This is a genomic window from Erwinia sp. GW821-FHT03D09 (assembly GCF_059420805.1).
Window position 1 is genome coordinate 121701 of sequence record NZ_JBWKUK010000012.1, and the last position, 21190, is coordinate 142890.

19 protein-coding genes, 1 tRNA gene and 1 pseudogene are annotated in these 21190 nt (G+C 56.7%); 10 read left to right on the forward strand and 11 right to left on the reverse strand.

The window, feature by feature from the left end; all coding sequences use genetic code 11:
* Window positions 1-252: 252 nt before the first annotated feature.
* The gene (locus AC07U6_RS13985) at window positions 253-762 is read right to left on the reverse strand and encodes a GNAT family N-acetyltransferase (RefSeq protein WP_494761412.1); all 510 of its coding nucleotides are present in this window, start codon (window positions 760-762) and stop codon (window positions 253-255) included.
* 220 nt (window positions 763-982) lie between these two features.
* Between AC07U6_RS13985 and AC07U6_RS13990 the strand changes: the two genes are divergently transcribed.
* Both AC07U6_RS13990 and AC07U6_RS13995 read left to right on the forward strand, forming a co-directional pair.
* Window positions 983-2170 (forward strand): YjgN family protein, encoded by a 1188-nt coding sequence (locus tag AC07U6_RS13990; RefSeq protein ID WP_494761413.1) that lies wholly within the window; start codon window positions 983-985, stop codon window positions 2168-2170.
* A 2-nt stretch (window positions 2171-2172) separates the two neighbouring features.
* Window positions 2173-3198, forward strand: coding sequence for a M48 family metallopeptidase (locus AC07U6_RS13995; protein WP_494761414.1), 1026 nt, complete (start codon window positions 2173-2175; stop codon window positions 3196-3198).
* Between the two features lie 944 nt (window positions 3199-4142).
* Here AC07U6_RS13995 and AC07U6_RS14000 read toward each other — a convergent pair.
* From AC07U6_RS14000 to pepA, 3 genes are all read right to left on the reverse strand, one after another.
* The gene (locus AC07U6_RS14000) at window positions 4143-6998 is read right to left on the reverse strand and encodes a valine--tRNA ligase (protein WP_494761415.1); all 2856 of its coding nucleotides are present in this window, start codon (window positions 6996-6998) and stop codon (window positions 4143-4145) included.
* 6 nt (window positions 6999-7004) lie between these two features.
* Complete coding sequence (locus AC07U6_RS14005) at window positions 7005-7463, reverse strand: DNA polymerase III subunit chi (RefSeq protein WP_494761416.1); 459 nt, start codon at window positions 7461-7463, stop codon at window positions 7005-7007.
* A 133-nt stretch (window positions 7464-7596) separates the two neighbouring features.
* Window positions 7597-9108, reverse strand: coding sequence for a leucyl aminopeptidase (gene pepA / locus AC07U6_RS14010; RefSeq protein WP_494761417.1), 1512 nt, complete (start codon window positions 9106-9108; stop codon window positions 7597-7599).
* A gap of 267 nt (window positions 9109-9375) precedes the next feature.
* On the opposite strand from pepA, the gene lptF reads away from it, so the two are divergent.
* Both lptF and lptG read left to right on the forward strand, forming a co-directional pair.
* The gene (gene lptF / locus AC07U6_RS14015; RefSeq protein ID WP_494761418.1) at window positions 9376-10476 is read left to right on the forward strand and encodes an LPS export ABC transporter permease LptF; all 1101 of its coding nucleotides are present in this window, start codon (window positions 9376-9378) and stop codon (window positions 10474-10476) included.
* Window positions 10476-11552, forward strand: a complete 1077-nt coding sequence (gene lptG / locus AC07U6_RS14020) for an LPS export ABC transporter permease LptG (RefSeq protein ID WP_105592982.1) — start codon at window positions 10476-10478, stop codon at window positions 11550-11552. Before lptF ends, lptG begins: the two co-directional genes overlap by 1 nt.
* Before the next feature lie 90 nt (window positions 11553-11642).
* On the opposite strand, the gene AC07U6_RS14025 is transcribed toward lptG, so the two are convergent.
* The gene (locus tag AC07U6_RS14025) at window positions 11643-11807 is read right to left on the reverse strand and encodes a hypothetical protein (RefSeq protein ID WP_494761419.1); all 165 of its coding nucleotides are present in this window, start codon (window positions 11805-11807) and stop codon (window positions 11643-11645) included.
* Between the two features lie 59 nt (window positions 11808-11866).
* On the opposite strand from AC07U6_RS14025, the gene AC07U6_RS14030 reads away from it, so the two are divergent.
* A complete protein-coding gene (locus tag AC07U6_RS14030) occupies window positions 11867-12280 on the forward strand; it encodes a TOBE domain-containing protein (protein WP_494761420.1) in 414 nt (137 codons plus the stop codon).
* Window positions 12281-12373: 93 nt separating this feature from the next.
* Here the strand turns inward: AC07U6_RS14030 and AC07U6_RS14035 are convergent, their stop codons facing one another.
* The gene (locus AC07U6_RS14035; protein WP_494761421.1) at window positions 12374-13651 is read right to left on the reverse strand and encodes a DUF445 domain-containing protein; all 1278 of its coding nucleotides are present in this window, start codon (window positions 13649-13651) and stop codon (window positions 12374-12376) included.
* A gap of 7 nt (window positions 13652-13658) precedes the next feature.
* A complete protein-coding gene (locus AC07U6_RS14040) occupies window positions 13659-15161 on the reverse strand; it encodes a helicase HerA-like C-terminal domain-containing protein (RefSeq protein ID WP_494761422.1) in 1503 nt (500 codons plus the stop codon).
* A gap of 233 nt (window positions 15162-15394) precedes the next feature.
* Here AC07U6_RS14040 and AC07U6_RS14045 point away from each other — a divergent pair.
* Window positions 15395-15502, forward strand: a pseudogene (locus AC07U6_RS14045) (diacetyl reductase); the annotation flags it as partial.
* Here the strand turns inward: AC07U6_RS14045 and AC07U6_RS14050 are convergent.
* Both AC07U6_RS14050 and AC07U6_RS14055 read right to left on the reverse strand, forming a co-directional pair.
* Window positions 15461-15781: a hypothetical protein gene (locus AC07U6_RS14050; RefSeq protein WP_494764589.1), complete on the reverse strand. Its 321-nt coding sequence runs from the start codon at window positions 15779-15781 to the stop codon at window positions 15461-15463. The pseudogene AC07U6_RS14045 and the gene AC07U6_RS14050 sit on opposite strands and share 42 nt — an antisense overlap.
* Window positions 15760-16431, reverse strand: coding sequence for a hypothetical protein (locus tag AC07U6_RS14055; protein ID WP_494764590.1), 672 nt, complete (start codon window positions 16429-16431; stop codon window positions 15760-15762). Before AC07U6_RS14055 ends, AC07U6_RS14050 begins: the two co-directional genes overlap by 22 nt.
* On the opposite strand from AC07U6_RS14055, the gene AC07U6_RS14060 reads away from it, so the two are divergent.
* A complete protein-coding gene (locus tag AC07U6_RS14060; RefSeq protein ID WP_494764426.1) occupies window positions 16346-16882 on the forward strand; it encodes a LysE family translocator in 537 nt (178 codons plus the stop codon). The two genes, AC07U6_RS14055 and AC07U6_RS14060, sit on opposite strands and share 86 nt — an antisense overlap.
* Before the next feature lie 33 nt (window positions 16883-16915).
* Here AC07U6_RS14060 and AC07U6_RS14065 read toward each other — a convergent pair whose 3' ends face one another.
* Together AC07U6_RS14065 and AC07U6_RS14070 are read right to left on the reverse strand one after the other, a co-directional pair.
* The gene (locus tag AC07U6_RS14065; RefSeq protein ID WP_494761423.1) at window positions 16916-17722 is read right to left on the reverse strand and encodes an alpha/beta fold hydrolase; all 807 of its coding nucleotides are present in this window, start codon (window positions 17720-17722) and stop codon (window positions 16916-16918) included.
* Window positions 17723-17894: 172 nt separating this feature from the next.
* Complete coding sequence (locus AC07U6_RS14070; protein ID WP_494761424.1) at window positions 17895-18410, reverse strand: YjjA family protein; 516 nt, start codon at window positions 18408-18410, stop codon at window positions 17895-17897.
* A gap of 330 nt (window positions 18411-18740) precedes the next feature.
* On the opposite strand from AC07U6_RS14070, the gene AC07U6_RS14075 reads away from it, so the two are divergent.
* The 3 genes from AC07U6_RS14075 to AC07U6_RS14085 all read left to right on the forward strand — a co-directional run bounded on the left by AC07U6_RS14075 (window position 18741) and on the right by AC07U6_RS14085 (window position 21186).
* Window positions 18741-18825, forward strand: a tRNA-Leu gene (locus tag AC07U6_RS14075).
* Window positions 18826-19014: 189 nt separating this feature from the next.
* Window positions 19015-20265, forward strand: a complete 1251-nt coding sequence (locus tag AC07U6_RS14080) for a tyrosine-type recombinase/integrase (RefSeq protein WP_233479232.1) — start codon at window positions 19015-19017, stop codon at window positions 20263-20265.
* A gap of 111 nt (window positions 20266-20376) precedes the next feature.
* Complete coding sequence (locus tag AC07U6_RS14085; RefSeq protein WP_233479231.1) at window positions 20377-21186, forward strand: DUF6387 family protein; 810 nt, start codon at window positions 20377-20379, stop codon at window positions 21184-21186.
* Window positions 21187-21190: the final 4 nt, after the last annotated feature.

Below are 21190 nucleotides of genomic sequence, written 5' to 3' on the forward strand. Positions count from 1 at the left end.
GCTGATTTGTCCGTCTTTATGTTGCCGATTGCCTGGCAGCTGCAGAGGCCGCTCTCCCTTCGTATAAGGTGCCCGCTTTTCCAGGCAACGCAGTAGTTTATCAGCGGACTGGCGGTGGCTTCGGTCGGAGCATCCGCAGCGCTGAGCGAAGAGAAGGGACCGCAGCGCGGCGCGAGGACCCGCCCGACCCGGGGCAGCGCCAGTCAGCGAGAGCACCAACTTTCAGGCAGCACCTGCAAAATGCAAAAAGCCTTATAACGCCTTCAGCATAGTGACTTCGCAATCCACATGCCCGGTATAACCCATCGGGCCATCAATATGCTGGAACCCCAGATGCTCATACAGGCGAATGGCGCGCGTCAGTGACGCGGTGGTTTCCAGATAGCAGCGCTTAAACCCGCGATCACGACCATATTCCAGCGCCTGAAGCGCCAGGTTACGCGCCACGCCAAGACCGCGCGCCTCCGCCAGGAAATACATCTTCTGCAATTCACAAACGTCCGCATCACCGCCCTGTAACGGAGCCAAACCGCCACCGCCAACGACTTTTCCTTCCACTTCTACCACCCAATAGGCGCTGTTCGTTTCGCTGTACAGCTCATACAAACGATCCAGATTCGGGTCGGATACCGTGTAGCCTTTATCCGCCGTTAAACCAAATTCAGCAGAAACCGTGCGGATCACCGCAGCAATGTGAGGATTGTCAGCAAGCGTAATCGGGCGTACTTGCACAGTCAGAGTAGATTGGATCGCGGTTGTCATAAGTCAGGCTCATAGCAGTTCGGCAGCAGGTAAGTGTAATAACATTGCTGACGCCGTGATGCAATGCGCGATGAGCGATGTCACCGCTGTGCCAGGGGTAATCTGAATGATAACTATTCCATTGTTTGACTATCAGTGCCATGCTTAAATAGCAGGCAGTTATACTGCTTTCATATTCTGAATTATTATTTAGCTCTCTTATTTTCAGGAAGAAAATCTAATGGAAAACAATACCTCGCATTCTCAGCGCCATCCGGTGCTGTTTCACGGTCGCGCTGGCGAATATTTCTCAATCTGGTTAGTCAATGCATTACTGACCATGGTGACGTTGGGGATATATTCCGCCTGGGCCACCGTGCGTCGCCGCCGCTACTTCTATGGTAATACTGAAATTGCCGGCGATCGTTTTGATTATCATGCTCGACCAATCAACCTTCTTGTTGGCCGCATTATTGTTTTTATCGGCCTGGTGCTGTTCTTTATTATCTCTTCTATTTCCCCGACCCTGACCCTGTTAGCCATGCTGGCCTTCTTTGCGCTGATACCGTGGATCGTGATCCGCAGCTGGCGCTACAACGCGCTGATGAGCAGCTTCCGCGGCGTGCGCTTTAATTATCACTGCCGCATTGGCCGCGCGTACTGGACTATGTACCTGGCGCCGGTGCTGATGATCCTGGCGCTGTTACTGGTGGTGGGCATGATTGGCGCTGCGGGTGCGACCAGTGGCAATATCAGCACCACAATGACCGTCGGTGTGGTTTGCTTCGTGCTGTATCTGGTGGGACTGGCGGCAATACAGGGGACCGTTGCTGCGCTGAATCACGATTTGTATATCAATAATATGGCGTTTGGTCAGCTGCCGTTTAAAGCCGAGCTGAGCAAAAAGACATTTATTAAAATGGTATTGATCAGCTTCCTGATTATGCTGCCGTTCCTGATTATCGGTGGCCTGCTGATTAGTTCTCTGTTTGCCTCGATAATATATGCCTCGGCTATAGGCATCAGCGATCCGGAAATGCTGGGTAATATGATGGCCGGCAACGTACTGAATATTTTCCTGACCTTCCTGGTCATTCTGTTCGGTGGCTTAGTCTCCTCCGCTTATTTAGTGGTGGCTCAACGTAATTATGTTTTCGGCCAGACCCGGCTGGGCGATAAGCTGCGCCTGAAATCAACGCTATCAACGGGCGCTTTCCTGGCTCTGACGCTGACTAATACGCTGATCGTGATCTTCACCCTCGGCCTGGGTGCTCCGATTGCCGAAATCCGCCTGGCGCGCTATCTGGCTAACAGCACCGAGCTGGAGGGCGATATCTCGCTGGATGACGTTATGGCTCACCACGACTCAGCCCGAACAGCGGTGGCGGAAGAGGTGGTTTCTGCTTTCGATCTTAATGCGGGAATCTGATTTTGCAGCTTAACGGCTATTATCAGTCCCCCGGACGGGCAGCTCGCGAGCCTGCCCGCCTCACATTACACGATCGTCATCTGGTACTGGACTGCAACGGGCAGCAGCAGATTACGTTGCTTAACGCGATAACGGTATCCGATGCGCTGGGCACCATCCCGCTGACGCTGAGCTTTGCTGACGGCGGGCGCTTTGTGCCGGATGACGATGTCGCATTCCGTCAGTGGTGGCAGCAGCGCCACCGCCCAGGCCTGGTACATCGTCTGGAGCGGCACCGCCGCGGCGTCGGACTGACCCTGTTGGCTACGCTGGCCGCTATTGCGCTCTATATTTGGGTGATCCTGCCTGCCGCCAGCACCGCGCTGGCTTCAAATATGCCGGCTTACGTTGAGCGGCAGGTGGGGCAGCAAACCCTGACGTTGTTGCAGAGCAGCGGCTTTAGCGATGGCAAGCTGACGCCGGCGCAGCAGCAGCGTATGGAACGCCTGTTTAGCGGCATTATTCCCGGTGAGATGAAGCAGGACGCGGTGCCGCTGCGGTTGAAGGTCATGCATTTCGACGGGGGCGCTAACGCCTTTATGCTGGCGGACGGCACGCTGGTGGTCAGTGACGATCTGGTGCGTATGGCGAAAAGCGACGATGCGCTGGCGGCAGTGATGCTGCATGAGATCGGGCATCACCACTACCGCCATCCGATGCGGATGCTGGTGCGTTCGTCGCTGATCTCGCTGAGCTATATGTGGCTGACCGGCGACGTCAGCGGCATTGGTGACACGCTGTTGCAGTCGGCTGCTTTCGTGCATCAGATGCAGTTTTCGCGCAGCATGGAGCGGGAAGCGGATGCGTATGCGATTGCGCAGATGAAAGCACAGGGGCGTTCGTTGTCGGCGATGGCGGAAATTTACGGTCAGCTTCAGCAGTCGGGCGAGAAGGAGAGTCGCGGGCTGAGTTTACCGGAATGGATGAGTACCCATCCGGATATGCCGGAGCGGATTAAGGCGATTCGGGCGGCGGAACAGGGCAGGTAGGCTGCCGTTTGGGATACCGGTGTCTGGCTGATAGGCTGTGCTCGCCGTCTGGGATGCCGGTGTCCGGCTGGCGGGCTGTGCTCCCGTTCGGGCCGGTCCTCGCGCCACGTTTCGCGTGGTGCCTTCACTTCGTTCGTCAGCCTGCCGGACCGCCACAGACGCGCGTCCTGCGCGGCTGTGACTTTCGCCTGCGTCCTTGCAGGCGAATCCTGGCTTCCTCTCTCCGTTCAGCGCTGCGGATTGCCCGCTCGGCAGCACAGCCCGCCCGCTTAGCCACTTCAGCGTCGCTGGTCATTTCATAAAGACAGGCAGAGAAGTCTCTTTTCAAATTCTGGGGCAATGTTCCCACTAGGGAAGTAAAAGCATAATGGGATAACTGTTTTACGACGCATAGCCGGGCATTTGCACTGAGTTGTTTGCGTACCCAACCCGCTGAGTCGTTCAGGTGTAGCATTTCCCAATGGTACTTTTCTGCATCATCCCGATTTCCGATGATTCAAATCAAACCCGTCGGTTGTCTCTCATGCCAACTGAAGTAATGCCCTTTTACCATTAAACGGTACTTTAAAAGCCAGCAGGATGGATAAAGTGGGCTCGTCCCGGCGGCTGGTGGGTAATCCGCAGCGCTGAGGTGCAGGCATCAGGGCCGGAGGCGACAGCATGGATGCGGGCGCCAGGCCAGGCGCGGGCAGGACGTCCGCTCCTGGCCGGTCCGAAAGGCCGGATGCCGTAACCGAAGGCATCGTGCGAAGCACGGCGCGAGGACCGCCCGCAGGCCGCCGGGACGGGCGCACGCTCCCCAAACTTATAGCCACTTCTTAAACTTACAGCCATTATCCATAGCTAAAGCCACCCTCAGCCCAAGAACGATCCTCTCAGCAGTAAAACGCCAAAAAAAAACCGCCATCAAAAGACGGCGGTTTCATCAGGCTTGCTGAGAAAACTTACAGCGCGGCGATCACGCCCTGCTGCTCGATCAGCTTGACCTTAGCCTGCTCGAAGTCCGCCAGACGCTCCCGCTCCCTGGCGACAACCACTTCCGGCGCACGGGCAACAAAACCTTCGTTACCCAGCTTGGCGGTAATCTTCTCCATCTCAACGTCAATCTTGCCCACTTCCTTCGCCAGACGCTCCAGCTCGGCGTTTTTATCCACCAGCTCGGCCATCGGGATCAGCAGCTCGGCACCGTCAACCAGCTTGGTCACCGACACCGGGCCTTTATCTCCGGCGGCCAGCAGCTCCAGCTTATCCAGACGAGCCAGCGTCTTCAGGAAGTTGCGGTTTTCGTTTACGCGGCGGGCCGCATCATCGCTGGCGCCGCGCAGCAGCACATCCAGCGGTTTGGACGGAGAAATGTTCATCTCGTTACGAATATTACGCACCGCGACAATCGCCTGCTTCAGCCACTCGGTATCCGCCATCGCCACCTCATCCACGCGCGCCGCGTCAAACTCCGGCATCGGCTGCAGCATAATGGTGTCGTCGCTGATGTTCTTCAGCACCTTCACGCGCTGCCAGATGGTTTCGGTGATAAACGGAATGATCGGATGCGCCAGGCGCAGCAGGGCTTCCAGCACTGTCACCAGCGTATTACGGGTGCCGCGCAGTTGAGCCTCGGTGCCGCCGTTCATTACCGGCTTGGCCAGCTCCAGGTACCAGTCACAGAACTGGTTCCAGGTGAACTCGTACAGGATCCCGGCCGCGATATCGAAGCGATAGCTGTCCAGCGCCTCGCGATAAGCCTTCACCGTCTGGTTAAACTCCGCCAGGATCCAGCGATCGGCGAGCGACAGCTCCAGCTCGCCGCCGTTAAAGCCGCAGTCATGCTCTTCGGTATTCATCAGCACGAAGCGGCTGGCGTTCCACAGCTTGTTACAGAAGTTGCGGTAGCCTTCCAGGCGCTTCATATCCCAGTTGATGTCACGGCCGGTTGAGGCCAGCGCCGCCAGGGTAAAGCGCAGGGCATCGGTGCCGTGCGGCTCAATGCCGTTCGGGAACTGCTTCTCGGTACGCTTGCGAATTTTCTCCGCCAGCTGCGGCTGCATCATGTTACCGGTGCGTTTTTCCAGCAGATCTTCCAGCGAAATACCGTCAACCATATCCAGCGGATCGATCACGTTACCCTTCGACTTGGACATCTTCTGCCCTTCGTCATCGCGGATCAGGCCGGTCATATACACGGTCTTGAACGGCACCTGCGGCTTGCCGTCTTCGTCTTTGATGAAGTGCATGGTCAACATGATCATGCGCGCAATCCAGAAGAAGATAATGTCGAAGCCGCTGACCAGCACGCTGGTCGGGTGGAAGGTGCGCAGCGCTTCGGTATTCTCCGGCCAGCCGAGGGTGGAGAAGGTCCACAGACCGGAAGAGAACCAGGTATCCAGCACGTCTTCGTCCTGGGTCAGCACCACGTCGTCGGCGATGTTGTTTTCCGCACGGACTTCCGCTTCGTTACGCGCCACGTAGACGTTGCCTTCAGCATCGTACCAGGCCGGAATGCGGTGGCCCCACCACAGCTGACGGGAGATGCACCAGTCCTGGATATCACGCATCCACGAGAAGTACATGTTTTCATACTGCTTAGGTACGAACTGGATATCACCGTTTTCTACCGCTTCTACCGCGACTTTCGCCAGCGGCGCGGTACGCACGTACCACTGGTCGGTCAGCATCGGCTCAATCACCACGCCGCCGCGATCGCCGTAAGGGACGGTCAGATCGTGCGGTTTGATTTCGTCCAGCAGGCCCAGTGCGTCAATCGCGGCCACAATGGCTTTACGCGCGGCAAAGCGCTCCAGCTTCTGGAACGCCAGCGGAATGTCGGTACCGTGGTCGTCGCACTCTTCACCGTTGGTATCAAACACCTGAGCGGATTCGCGGATATCACCGTCGAAGGTCAGAATGTTGATCATCGGTAAGCGATGGCGGCGGCCCACTTCGTAGTCGTTAAAGTCGTGCGCCGGGGTGATCTTCACGCAGCCGGTGCCTTTTTCCATATCGGCGTGTTCGTCACCAACGATCGGAATGCGGCGGTTAACCAGCGGCAACACAAGGAACTTGCCGATCAAATCTTTATAGCGCGGATCGGATGGGTTCACGGCCACGCCGGTATCACCGAGCACGGTTTCCGGGCGGGTAGTCGCGACGACCAGATAATCTTTACCGTCGGCGGTTTTCACCCCGTCAGCCAGCGGGTAGCGCAGGTGCCACATCGAACCTTTGGATTCGCGGTTCTCCACTTCCAGATCGGAGATGGCGGTGCGCAGTTTTGGGTCCCAGTTGACCAGGCGTTTGCCGCGGTAGATCAGGTTCTCTTTATGCAGGCGCACAAACACTTCTTTCACCGCGTTGGACAGGCCTTCATCCATGGTGAAGCGCTCGCGCTCCCAGTCAACCGAGTTGCCGAGGCGGCGCATCTGGCGGGTAATGGTGCCGCCGGACTCTTCTTTCCACTGCCAGATTTTTTCGATAAACGCGTCGCGGCCGTAGTCCTGACGGGTTTTGCCTTCTTCGGCAGCGATTTTGCGCTCAACCACCATCTGGGTGGCGATACCGGCATGGTCGGTCCCCGCCTGCCACAGGGTGTTTTTCCCCTGCATACGCTGGTAGCGGATCATGGTGTCCATAATGGTCTGCTGGAAGGCGTGACCCATATGCAAGCTACCGGTGACGTTCGGCGGCGGGATCATGATGCAGAAGCTTTCCTGGCTGGTATCGCCATTTGGTTTGAAGTAGCCCTGCTTTTCCCAGTGCTCGTAAAGCGGCTGCTCGATATCTTGCGGGTTATATGTCTTTTCCATGTTCTGCTATGTCGTTGGTGGCAAGGGCGGCGTTGCCGTATTCAAGTGGAATCCAACGCTGCGATACACTTTGTAGCGATCGCGCGCCAGCTGTTTCAAAGATTCTTCATAGGGTACGAAGTCTATCACTTCATAGAAAGCGGTGGCAAAATCTGCAAACTGCGGTAGCAGGCTGATCAGCAGATCGCGCGGCGCATTGCCCCGGCGCTGCGGCCAGGCCAGCTCGACCGGCGCACCGTATTTCGGGCCTTCACCGGCCAGATTATGCGGCACAAAGGCGCTGACGGGACGCTGCCACAGCGCTTCGTCCAGCCGGTTAGCCTGCGCTTCGTCTTCACAGGCTATCAGCACGCGTTTGCCGTCACGCCAGCGGGCCTCCGCCAGATCGCAGACCAGCGCTTCCTGCGCGCTCAGCCCGCCGACCGGCGTATCGGTTTCCAGCAGATAGAACGTTGCGTTTTTCATGCATCAGGCCTGGTTGGAGAAAAAACAGCAACGGCGGATTGGAGTCCGCCATTGCAGGGTTATGTCATCAGCCGCGGGCGAGAAGTGTGTCTCCGCCCCGGTGGGAAGCCGTATCGCCTCCCGCTTGCAGCTGTTAATCGTCGCCGTTCAGACCGGCGCGGTTAAGCAGGAACTGAGACAGCAGCGCGACAGGGCGGCCGGTTGCACCTTTCGCCTTACCGGAGCGCCATGCGGTTCCGGCAACGTCGAGGTGCGCCCAGTTGTACTTACGGGCAAAGCGCGCCAGGAAGCAGGCGGCGGTAATCGCTCCGCCTGGACGGCCACCAATGTTTGCCATGTCGGCAAAGTTGGAGTCCAGCTGCTCCTGATACTCGTCGGCCATCGGCAGACGCCAGGCGCGGTCACCGGACTGTTCAGACGCACCGATCAGCTCGTGCGCCAGCGGATTGTGGTTCGACAGCAGGCCGCTGATATGGTGGCCCAGCGCAATGACGCAGGCCCCGGTCAGCGTAGCCACGTCAATCACCACTTCCGGCTCGAAGCGCTCAACGTAGGTCAGTGCGTCGCACAGCACCAGGCGGCCTTCGGCATCGGTATTCAGCACTTCTACCGTCTGGCCGGACATGGTGGTCAGTACGTCGCCCGGACGATAGGCGCGGCCGCCGGGCATGTTTTCACAGCCTGCCAGCACGCCCACCACATTCAGCGGCAGATTCAGTTCGGCGACCATGCGCATCACGCCGTACACTGACGCCGCGCCGCACATATCGTACTTCATTTCGTCCATCGCTTCGCCCGGCTTCAGCGAGATGCCGCCGGTATCGAAGGTGACGCCTTTACCGACCAGCACGATCGGGCGCGCTTCCGCATCCGGGTTGCCTTTGTACTCGATCACCGACATTAACGATTCATTCTGTGACCCGGCACCGACGGCAAGGTAGGCATTCATCCCCAGCTCTTTCATCTGCTGTTCGCCGATGACGCGGGTGGTGATGTTTTTACTGTAGGCATCCGCCAGCTGACGCGCCTGTGAGGCCAGGTAGGCCGCGTTACAGATATTCGGTGGCATATTGCCGAGGTCTTTCGCCGCCTTGACGCCGGCAGCAATCGCCAGACCGTGCTGGATCGCGCGCTCACCGCTGGTCAGCTCGCGGCGGGTTGGTACATTGAACACCAGCTTGCGCAGCGGACGACGCGGCTCAACCTTGTTGCTTTTCAGCTGATCGAAGCTGTAGAGCGTCTCTTTCGAGGTTTCAACCGCCTGGCGCACTTTCCAGTAGGTGTTGCGCCCTTTAACGTGCAGCTCGGTGAGGAAGCACACGGCTTCCATCGAACCGGTGTCGTTCAGGGTGTTGATGGTTTTCTGAATGACCTGCTTGTACTGGCGCTCGTCGAGCTCTCGCTCTTTGCCGCAGCCAATCAGCAAAATACGCTCAGAGAGAATGTTTGGCACATGGTGCAGCAGCAATGTCTGCCCCACTTTCCCTTCCAGTTCACCACGGCGCAGCAGGGCGCTGATGTAGCCATCGCTGATTTTATCCAGCTGTTCAGCAATCGGTGACAGCCGGCGCGGTTCAAATACGCCCACTACAATACAGGCACTGCGCTGTTTTTCCGGGCTACCGCTTTTTACACTGAACTCCATGCACTCTCCTGAATCTTAAAGACAACGGCGCTTGCTGCGGCTAATATATGTCGCTTCCGTAACGGAAAGTGTCGTTGCGTAAACGTCGTTTAGTCACGAACGTCAGATTGAGTTTCGGTGATAATTTTTTGTATTTCATCACCAGAACGCGATTTATTGCCATACTATTTTAGCTATGACAGGGCCATTGATGAGAAAAAATGGCGCATAAGCGATGAAACTAGCGATTTTCCTGCAAAAAGACAAGTTTTCACAGGCGTATTCAGCGTGATCATCATTAGATATCTGGTTCGGGAAATGCTCAAAAGCCAGCTGGCTATCCTGTTCATCCTGCTGCTGATCTTCTTTTGCCAGAAGTTAGTCAGGATTTTAGGAGCCGCGGTTGATGGCGAAATCCCAACAAACTTAGTACTGACATTATTGGGCCTTGGCGTGCCGGAAATGGCACAACTTATCCTGCCACTGAGCCTGTTTTTAGCCATTTTGATGACACTTGGCCGGTTATACACCGAGAGTGAAATCACCGTGATGCACGCCTGCGGTTTGGGCAAAAATGTGCTGGTCAAAGCGGCGATGGTGCTGATGCTGTTTACCGCGCTGCTGGCGGCGGTGAACGTCGGCTGGCTTGGCCCCTGGTCATCGCGCCATCAGAGCGAAGTGATGCAGAACGCCAAGGCCAACCCCGGCGCGGCAGCGCTGGCCGCAGGCCAGTTCCAGCAGTCCTCTGACGGCCAGTCGGTGCTGTTTATTGAAAACGTGAAGGGCAACAGCTTTGACAGCGTTTTCCTCGCGCAGCTGCGGCCGAAAGGCAACGCCCGCCCGTCGGTGGTGGTGGCCGATCACGGCCATATGAATCAGCGCGCCGACGGTTCACAGGTGGTGACGCTGGATAACGGTACCCGCTTTGAGGGCACCGCCATGCTGCGTGATTTCCGCATTACCGATTTCAAAAACTATCAGGCCATCGTCGGGCATCAGGCGGTGACGCTGGACCCGAACGATTCAGAACAGGCATCGCTGAAGATGCTTTGGCAGTCGGATAAACCTGATTTCCGCAGCGAACTGCACTGGCGTCTGACGCTGATCGTCTCCGTGCTGGTGATGGCGCTGATGGTGGTGCCGCTCAGCGTGGTGAACCCGCGTCAGGGGCGCGTGCTGTCGATGCTGCCTGCGATGCTGCTGTATCTGGTGTTCTTCCTGCTGCAAAGCTCCCTGCGCTCCAGCGGTAGCAAAGGCCGCATCGATCCGGCCGTCTGGATGTGGGCGGTTAACCTGGGCTATCTGGGCCTGTCGGTGCTGCTGAATATGTGGGATACGGTGCCGATGCGTCGTCTGCGCGCGCGGTTCAATAAGAGAGGCACAGTCTGATGTTTGGCGTTCTTGACCGCTATATCGGTAAAACGATATTCAACACCATCATGGCGACGCTGTTTATGCTGGTGTCGCTCTCCGGCATCATCAAATTTGTCGATCAGCTGCGCAAAACCGGGCAGGGCGAATACACCGCCGCCGGGGCCTGGCTGTACACTGTGCTGAGCGTGCCGAAAGATATCGAAATCTTCTTCCCGATGGCGGCGCTGCTTGGCGCGCTGCTGGGCCTTGGTACGCTGGCCCAGCGCAGCGAGCTGGTGGTGATGCAGGCCTCCGGCTTTACCCGCCTGCAAATTGCCGCCTCGGTCATGAAGACGGCGATCCCGCTGGTGCTGCTGACCATGGCCATCGGTGAGTTTGTCGCCCCGCAGGGCGAGCAGATGGCGCGTAACTACCGCGCTCAGCAGCTGGTGGGCGGTTCGCTGCTCTCCACGCAGGGTGGGCTGTGGGCGAAAGACGGCGATAACTTTATTTTTATCGAGCGCATCCGCGATGATAACCAGCTGGCCGGGATCAGTATTTACAGCTTTAACCACGATCGCCGCCTGCAGTCGGTGCGCTATGCGGCCTCGGCGAAGTACAACGCCGAGAAAAAGGTGTGGGAACTGGCCCAGGTTGACCAGTCAGACCTGACCGATCCGGAACAGGTGAAGGGCAGCCAGACGCTGAGCGGCGAGTGGAAAACCTCGCTGACGCCGGACAAGCTGGGCGTGGTGGCGCTGGACCCGGAAGCGCTGTCGATTCGCGGCCTGTACAACTACACCAAATACCTTGAGCAGAGCGGGCAGACGCCCGGTCGCTATCAGCTGAATATGTGGAGCAAAATCTTCCAGCCGCTGTCGGTGGCGGTGATGATGCTGATGGCGCTGTCGTTTATCTTTGGCCCGCTGCGCAGCGTGTCGATGGGCTTCCGCGTGGTGGTAGGGATCAGCTTCGGCTTCCTGTTCTACGTGCTGGACCAGATTTTTGGTCCTTTAAGCCTGGTTTACCACATTCCGCCGTTGCTGGGCGCGCTGCTGCCAAGTGCCGCGTTCTTTGCGGTCAGCGTGTTCCTGCTGCTGAAGCGACGATAGCTAAGCGACAGTCATGACAAAAAAGGGCCGGTCTATCCGGCCCTTCTTGTTTACTGACTGTTCCAGCACCAGTCCCAGTTCCAGCCCCTGTTATTTCGGCCGCAGCTGCTGATTCCAGCGCCGGTTGCCGCGCTCCGCCTGTGCCCGGCCCTCGGCGGGGGAGAGCGTGGTCGGGTCCGGCAGCCCGGCATCTTCCCGCTGAAGTTCGCGCAGCAGCGCAATCATTTCCGCCGAAGGTACCCCGCTCAGGCTCATAGCATTTTCCCCGCGTCCGGCAGGGTCAGATCCGGCCCGAAATCAACGGCGGTGCGGATATGGTGCGACAGGCAGGCCAGCAGCGCCTCGCGCACCGTGCTCTGGCTGTAACCAAAGCGCTGCGCCAGCTCCAGCACCAGCACCACCGACATCGGCGGCAGGATGCCGAGTACGATCTGCTGCTGCAACAGCTCAAACAGCGCGCTGCTGCGGCGGCCGATGCCATTGAGCCGCTGGGTTCGGATACGCTGGCGCTGTGCCGGGTAGAGGAGCAGGATCTGACCGCGCGCCTGACGCCGGGGCGCGTCAGCCAGCCGGGGGATTTCGTCGAGCTGTCCATCGACCCCGCGCAGATCCACCTGTTTGACGATAACGGGACGCTGGTGCCGTTTACCCACCTGGACGGCGGGCTGCATACCCCGTTCCTCTACAGCGCCGAGTACAGCCAGCAGCAGATCGCCCGGCACAGCTGAGTCACCTATAGTGGTGTGCACCGGTCACGCCAGCCGTTTCGCTGAACGGTGAAAGAGAGCCGTCAGCGAACCCGGCGCTGCGGCATGCGCGGGCTAGATCAGCATCGGGATCAGCGACAGCAGATAGAGCAGCAGCCCGATTGCGCCGCCGACCAGCGTGCCGTTGATGCGGATGCGCTGTAAATCGCGGCCGATATTCAGCTCCACCTGGTGCGACATATCGGCCGCGTCCCAGCTTTTTACCGTGTCGCTGATATGGCGGCTGAGGAAGTCGGAGAACTCCGGCGCTACGCCTGCCGCCGCTTCTTCCAGATGCTGGTTCAGCGAGCTGCGCAGGCTGTGATCCTGCATCAGCGTGTCGCCGAACCACTGCCCGGCGGCGCTGACCTTCGCATGCAGGCGGGAGTCTTCGCGGCTGAGATCCTCCTTCAGCCAGCCGCGCAGATCGCCCCACAGCTGGGCGATATAACCGTTCAGCGCCTCGTCTTCTTTCAGATAGCGCTTCACTTCTTCGGCTTTCTGCGCCATCTCCGGATCGGTTTTCAGCCGCACGATCAGCCGCTGCACCGCGCGGTTAAAGCCCTGGCGCAGCGCGTGGGTGGGATCGTTTTCGATCTCATTGAGAATCGACTGCACCGCGCTGGCCGCCAGATCGGCGCTCTTTTCGCCCAGCCACTCGCTGGGCAGCACTTTTTCCTTCAGCGGGTGCTCGCGCTTCAGCCAGCGCACCACCTGCAGGGCGATAAATTCGTGGGTGCCGGGACGGTTGATCAGCTGTAACACCTGGGCGAGAGCATCATCCAGCAGCTGCTGGTGGCGGTTATTTTTGGTCAGGCTTTCCAGGATCAGCGCCGACGACTGGCTGAGATCCACCTTGTCGATCGCTTTGTGGATTGCCTGGCGCATAAACTGCTGGATGCGCCGATCGTCGGCCAGATCGAGAAAGCCACGCACCAGCTTCAGCAGATAGCCGCTGAGCCACGCGGCGTTTTCCGCTTTACTCAGCCATTCGGCCACGATCCGTGCCGGATCGTGGCGGCGGATCAGTTCCAGCAGCGATCCGGTGTTAAGGAATTTATCCTGCACGAACAGCGCGAGGTTGTCGGCGATGCGATCCTTGTTGCGCGGAATGATCGCCGTGTGGCGGCCGACCAGCGGGATCGGCACCCGGCGAAACAGCGCGCTGACCGCGAACCAGTCCGCCAGCGCGCCCACCATCGACGCCTCGGCGACGGCCTTCAGCCCGCTGACCCACAGGCTCGGCGGGTAGTACAGCGGCCAGATCAGCGTGGCGATAAACAGCAGCGCCGCGCCTCCCAGTAACAGCAGCGGCAGGCGCTTTGCCTGCCTCAGTTCACGTTCTTTATCCATAAGCTCCTTACTTCTTCCTGCCACCCATAATACTGCCCAGCACGCCGCGAATGATCTGGTTGGTGATCTGCCGTGCGGCGCTTTTCGCCACGCTTTGCACCACGCCGTCGCGCTTGCCGCCGCGCGGGCCGGTGCTGCCGAACAGAATATCCTTCAGTCCGCCAAGAATGCCGTCATCCACCGCCACATTGTTGCCTTTGGCCGGCGGCGCGCTGGCCCGATCGCTGGCTTCCTGCACGCCCTGCTGCAGTTTTTCCCACGCGGATTCCCGGTCCAGCACTTCATCATACTTGCCGGAGAGCGGTGAGTGATTGAGCAGACCGTTGCGTTCATCGTCGGTGACCGGGCCCATCCGCGATCCGGGGGCGATCACCATCGCGCGCTGCACCATTGACGGGCTGCCTTTCTCATCAAGGAACGAGATCAGCGCTTCGCCAGTGCCCAGCTCCTGAATGGCGCTGACGGTATCGAAGGCGGGATTGGCGCGCATGGTGTCCGCCGCGGCCTTAACCGCCTTCTGATCCTTTGGCGTAAAGGCGCGCAGGGCGTGCTGCACGCGATTACCAAGCTGGCCGAGTACCATATCGGGGATGTCCGCCGGGTTCTGCGACACAAACCAGACGCCGACGCCTTTCGAGCGGATCAGGCGGATCACCTGCTCGATTTTATCCAGCAGCACCTGTGGTGCGTCGCTGAACAGCAGGTGAGCCTCATCGAAGAAGAACACCAGCTTCGGCTTATCGAGATCGCCCGCTTCCGGCAGCTGCTCGTAAAGCTCGGACAGCAGCCACAGCAGGGTGGTGGCGTACAGCTTCGGCATCTGATACAGCTTTTCGGCGGCTAAAATATTGATGATGCCGCGCCCGGCATCGTCGGTGCGCATCCAGTCGCGGATATCCAGCATCGGCTCGCCGAAGAAGTATTCCGCGCCCTGCTGCTCCAGTGCCAGCAGCCCGCGCTGGATGGCCCCTACCGAGGCGCTGTTAATATTGCCGTACTGGCTCTGGAAGGCTTTAGCGTTCTCGCCGATGTACTGGGTCAACGCCCGCAGATCTTTAAAATCGAGCAGCAGCAGCCCCTGGTCATCGGCCACGCGGAAGATGATTTGCAGTACGCCGCTCTGCACTTCGTTGAGATTCAGCAGGCGCGCCAGCAGCAGCGGGCCAAGATCGCTGACCGTGGCCCGCACCGGATGGCCGCGCTCGCCAAAAATATCCCACAGCACCGCCGGATTGCTCTGCGGCTCCCAGTCGGTAACGCCGATTTTGGCCAGCCGCGCGCTGAGCTTCTCGGAGCTGACGCCGTCTTTCGCTATCCCGGTCAGATCGCCTTTCACATCTGCCAAAAACACCGGTACGCCGATGGCTGAAAAGCTTTCGGCAATTTTTTGCAGCGTCACGGTTTTCCCGGTGCCGGTTGCGCCGGTGATCAGCCCGTGGCGGTTGGCAAAGGCGGGCAGCAGATGCAGTAGTTGTTCAGGGGTTCGGGCAATTAGCAGCGGCTCGGTCATAGTCAGGTATCCATCTGGTTGAAAGGCGGGTGATTATCCTTCAAGCATAGCAGGCAGGGCGCGACAGGGATACGGCAAGTCTGTGCAGAGGTATTCACTGCCGCAACACGCGTGGACTTATGTAAATCAAGATTATCAATCGTAATAAATCCAATAGCACAGATGCCATAGGCATAAAATGATAAGCGGACTAATGGTCGGGGCTGGTTTATTCATCTTATAAGGCTAACGCTATGTCAATTAATGGAAAAGTGGTTCTGGTAACCGGCGCGGGTCAGGGGGTTGGTCGTGGAATTGCATTACGACTGGCACGCGGCGGGGCAGATGCTGAAACTCCGGACGACGTGGCGGCGTTTGTCTCCTGGCTGGCTGGTGATTAACGCTGGCTGCCCGGCGCGCGACTCGATCCGCAGCCATACAGCCTCCAGCACCTCGTTGCCCGCCACCTGGCGTCCATCCGCCAGCTGCAGGCGGGTTTCCGCGCCGGGCTGCATCATCAGCGTGGTGAGCCAAAAGCTGCGGTCGCTCAGCTGGAAAAACTTGCTCATTCGCACCAGCCGCGCCAAAGTTAGCGGCTGCGCCTTCACTACCGCGTCGGTCAGTGCCGGATTTCCCACCACCTGCTGCGGCTGCTCCAGCGACTGCGAATATCGCTCCAGCGACAGCTGTACGGGCGCTGAGTGGCAAAATTGTCCAGCTTCAGCTGCAGGCCCGCGTCAATCTGCCGGGAGAGAAGCTGCGCGGCGGCGGGTACGTCCACCGGTATCACCGACAGCGTGTGCATAATGCGCGCGAAGATGATCTCCTGATAGCCGCTCATCCATATCTCCTGCTTCTGGTGTTTCAGCTGGTCGAGCAGGCGGTCGATGTTGTCGCCGTCGGCGCCGCTATCAATCAGGTATTTGGCCAGCCGGATGCGATAACTGTCGTTTTTAAAGCTCTCCAGATGCTGCCTGGCGAACGCCTGCGCCTGACGGTCGTCGAACTTGCGCACGTTGTCGAAGGCATACATCATAATACCTTCATCGTTGCGCCCGCTGGTATCGTTGAGTAGCCCGCGCGACAGCGGCAGCAGAGCGCGCTCGTGCTGCATAGTGGCGAATATTGCCGTGCGCTTGGCGTTGCTGTACTTCTCGTCACGAGCGATGGCGGCAAGCTGCTTACCGGTGTTGTCGTCATTTCTGGTGGCGCGGACCGCCGTAGCGTCATCGCGCCGGGCGGGGATCGGTGCCGCGTTAGGGATGGGAGCGGGGAGCTTCCTGTTTGCCATTATCGCCCTCGCCGGGCTGCACACGCTGCTGAGCGCCGTGCCAACCCTGTGGCTGGTGCTGAAAACCGCCGGCGGTCTTTACCTGCTGTGGATGGCGTATAAAATGTTTCGCGGTGCGCGCCAGCCCTTAGCGCTGGAGCTGCCGGGCAGCAATGGTAAAACCGCCCGCCGGGCCTTTCTGACCGCGCTGACCACCCAGCTGAGTAACCCCAAAACCGCCGTGGTATTCAGCGGCGTGTTTGCCGCGCTGCTGCCGCAGCAGATCCCCCTCAGCATGTATCTGGCGATCCCACTGGTGGCGATGATGATCGACGGGCTGTGGTATCTGTTCGTGGCCTTTGCGCTGTCTTCTCGCGGCCCGCGTAATACCTATCTGCGCTTTAAAACTCCGCTCGACCGCCTGGGCGGCGGCGTGATGGCGCTGCTCGGTATCCGACTGATTGTTAAGTGATGGATGGCGGGGAGCGATCCTCCCCGCTGTGATTCACCCCAGCGCGCGCACGATAAATGTACTGACGCGGCGCAGCACTTCATCCCGATTGGTCTCATTAAAAATCTCATGCTGCGCACCGCTGTACAGCTCGCGGTCAAAATCACTGCCGCGCAGCTTGTTCAGTGTCTTCTGGCTCTCATTCGGCAGCACCAGCTTATCCCCTTCACCGTGCAGCCACAGCGTTGGCAGACTGCCGAAGCCCGGCCCGTGATGGATGGTGCTCAGCATGTCGCACATCGCACCCAGCGTGGCGCGCTTAAACGGCCCGTGCCACACCAGCGGATCGTCCTGATATTTCGCACCGACCATGGGATCGCGCGACAGGGTGCGGATATCCAGCGGCGTATCGGGAATATCTTCCAGGCCGAACATATCGCTAATCTGCGTGTGCTCGCCAAGCAGTGGACCGGAGAGCACCAGTGCGCGCACCTCATCGGCGAAGCGCTGCACATAACGGGTGGCGATCATCCCGCCCATTGAGTGGCCGATAATCACCAGCGGCAGATCGGCAAACTGCTGACGCACCGAGGCCACCGCCAGGTGCACATCGTCCACCACCGCTTCGTAATCCTCAATCAGCACGCGCTCGCCCTGCGACAGCCCGTGGCCGAGATGATCCGGACCAAATACGTAGCCGCCCAGATGGTTCAGCCGTTCGGCAACGTGGTGATAGCGGGCCAGGTGCTCGCCGTAGCCGTGAACCAGCAGCACCAGAAAACGCGGCTGCGGCACTGGCCAGTGATGCAGCGCGATATCGCCCAGATGACCAGAGAGATGACTTAATCGGTAATCAGACATGATGTTGACCTTATTATTTTTAGGTAGGGGGAATCATCCTGACGGCAGAAGATGCGGCTGTCTTTGATTATTGATGCCGGATGCGATCGTCAGCGATAAAAAAGGGCCGCATCGTGCAGCCCTGAAAAAAGCGGGGAGGGGACAGCCTCACCGCCATAATAAGCGTGGTTCATTAAGAGATAAACTTCCAGCCCTGTTTCAACACTAAATCACAGGCTTTGGTTTTTACCTGCTTGCCGAGCTGCGTTTCACCCAGCGATTTGAGGTTCACCTGCTGGTTGTTGCCGGTGTTCAGCAGCCCCAGCAGACCCTGCTGATAATCGGTGGACTGCTGCTGCTTCTGCGTATCCTGCAGGCCCAGCTTGCCGAGCAGCTGTTCCTTCATGGAGGAGACGTTGTTATCCACCAGATTGTTCTTCATGCAGTACTGCAACACACCGGCGGCGTTGGTCATGGTGCCGGCGCTCAGTGACTGGCTGCCGCCGTTCAGCAGCCCGGCCAGCGCCGTTAACGACGTGCCGCTCTGCGCGGTGGTATCTTTGGCGGCACCGCTGCCGCTCTCTGAACTTTGCCCCAGCGCATTGGCGGCGGAGCTTAACTGATCCTGCCAGCTGGTGGCACTGGCTGCTGCGGAGAAAAGGGCGCCGGAAAGGGAAAGCGCCATTACCAGGTGGGTAACTTTCATCATGATTGTGCCTTGTTAACGTTCTGTCATTTCACTGGACGCATGCAAACAGCCTTGCGGTAATTGACTGTTCCGACTGCCAAAACGCGGCCGAGTTCCGTCAGCGCAACAGCAGCCGCAGTTAATGGTTAAGGATTGGGAGTAATCTGGGGCGGGTGATGGGGATTGGTCTGATATAGCGCTGTATGTCTGCACGCCCTGGGACGATTGGATGGGGAATTCTCGCCGGGCTTCGCTGGATTTTTCAGCACTTGGTAACGATGGGTGAGGAATTGAGTTGCGTAAACAGGGGGTAACGGTATAATCGCCAACGTTTTCCGCATACCCTTCAGTGCCGAAGTGGCGAAATCGGTAGACGCAGTTGATTCAAAATCAACCGCCGCGAGGCGTGCCGGTTCGATTCCGGCCTTCGGCACCATACAAAGCTTTTTTTAAGTCTACTAACGTCTACTTTAGTCCATAAAAACAGTAAGTTAAGCAGGTTTCTGGCTTTTCTTAGTCTGTCCACGTCTACTCAATTCCTTGAACATATACCAACTGATGATGGTATAACTGATGGTATTCCCGGTTCGATTGATTTTGGTACCAACACTGGAGGTATCAACTGATGGCTCTCACCGATATCAAAGTTAGGACTACCAAGCCCTCCGACAAACCCTTCAAACTCACCGATGGGCAGGGTATGCACCTGCTGATCAACCCCAATGGTTCAAAATACTGGCGACTCCAATACCGTTTCGGGGGCAAACAGAAAGTTTTAGCATTGGGGGTTTATCCAATGGTCTCTCTTGGTGAAGCCCGCAGGAAGCGAGATGAAGCCAAAAAGTTGGTATCTGATGGTATCGACCCTTCTGAGAAGAAAAAAGCAGATAAGATCGAGCAAAGCGAAGCTCTGACATTCGAGGCTGTCGCAAGGGACTGGCATACTGCCTGTAAAAGGAAATGGTCTGATTCCCACAGCGAGAGAGTTCTAAAAAGCATGGAAGATGGTCTCTTTACTGCTATTGGTAAAAGAAAAATATCCGAACTTAATACCAGAGATCTTCTTGCCCCTATCAAGGCTGTTGAAGCTTCCGGGCGATTGGAAGTTGCTTCCCGATTACAGCAAAGAACAACGGCAGTAATGAGATATGCTGTCCAGAACGGGCTGATAGATTACAACCCTGCTCAGGAGATGGCAGGAGCTATTGCGGTAGCTAAAAGAGTCCACAGGCCAGCTTTGCCATTCGAACGATTCTCAGAACTTTTAGAACGAATTGATAGTTTCAAGGGTAGAAAACTCACGAAGTTAGCCGTAAAGCTGACATTGCTCATTTTCATTCGTTCCAGTGAACTCAGGTTTGCTCGTTGGTCAGAGATAGATTTCGACAATGCCATGTGGACTATTCCTGCAGAGCGAGAGCCATTACCTGGAGTGAAGCATTCGCACCGTGGTTCGAAAATGCGAACTCCACACCTTGTTCCTTTGAGTTGTCAGGCATTGGCTGTGTTGACGGAAATTAAAGAGATCAGCGGTGATCATGAACTCGTGTTCATTGGCGACCATGATTTCAGAAAGCCTATGAGTGAAAATACGGTAAACAAGGCTTTGAGGTCTATGGGCTATGACACAACTGTGGAGGTCTGTGGACATGGATTCAGGGCTATGGCTTGTAGTGCCTTGATTGAATCCGGTTTGTGGTCGAAAGATGCTGTTGAACGGCAAATGAGCCATCAGGAGCGGAACTCAGTTCGTGCTGCCTATATACATAAAGCAGAGCACCTTGATGAGCGAAAGTTAATGCTTCAATGGTGGGCCGATTACCTTGACCTTCTTAGAATACGACAAGTTTCACCATTTGATTTTAAAAAGACTTAACTATGAATAATTAGTTAATTAATCGTTCTCCCTTATCAATACTGTTAAGGGAGAATCAATTCAAATAAGTAGTGTTAACTCATTCAAGCTTTGAATACAGTGGAGGGATTAATGAAAGTAGTAAGCCCTTATGAAGAATTAAAAAGCTGGTTTAGTCTCGAAAACTATGAGCAGTTAAAATCACTTACAATCAAAGAACTGCATACTGAGCTTGCCTTTAGAGAAGCGATTTTCGACAGTGTAAATTTTGGATGGGAAGATGATAATCAAAATTTAAGGTCTGTCCTTGAAGGTAATCCTATTTTAAGCAGACAAGATAATAATCATGGTCATTTTGGCAAGGGCCAAAGACATGTTGCGCAGGTTAGCTTTGGTGATATAAAAAAATTAGAGAACAAGTTAATAATGTTTAGCATGGATTTTTTTGAAGAAAATGGTGATTTCAAAAAAGAGTTGAAAAAGAAACCAATAACAAAAACTATGAGAGACTTTTTTCTAAACCAAAATAGTAGCAAGATGTATGTTTCCTTTGATTTAGGATTATCCAGCGATGAAGAAATTATAACAGCCTTACAAACGATGTTACCAGATCTTAGAAAAGAATATGAAATTGAGCCAGTCAAAACAGAAAAAATTGGACTTGCAAAAATAAGAAAACTTGTCGATTACAATATTATCCCAATGATGGATCTATTGATTTGGGCAAAATTTAAAAAAGTAAAAATCTCAAATATGGTCTTGTCTCGTGTCTTGTATCCCGACTTTACAAGTGAGATCAGAGGAGAAGATCACATTAAAGATACAGACAGGCCTGTTGCAGAGAAGTCATTGAGTGGAGAAACAACCCGTAGTCTGGAACATTTTATCAGCAAAAACAGCCATCTCCTCAACATACCGATTTCGGAACTAGGCTCTTTCTAGTTGT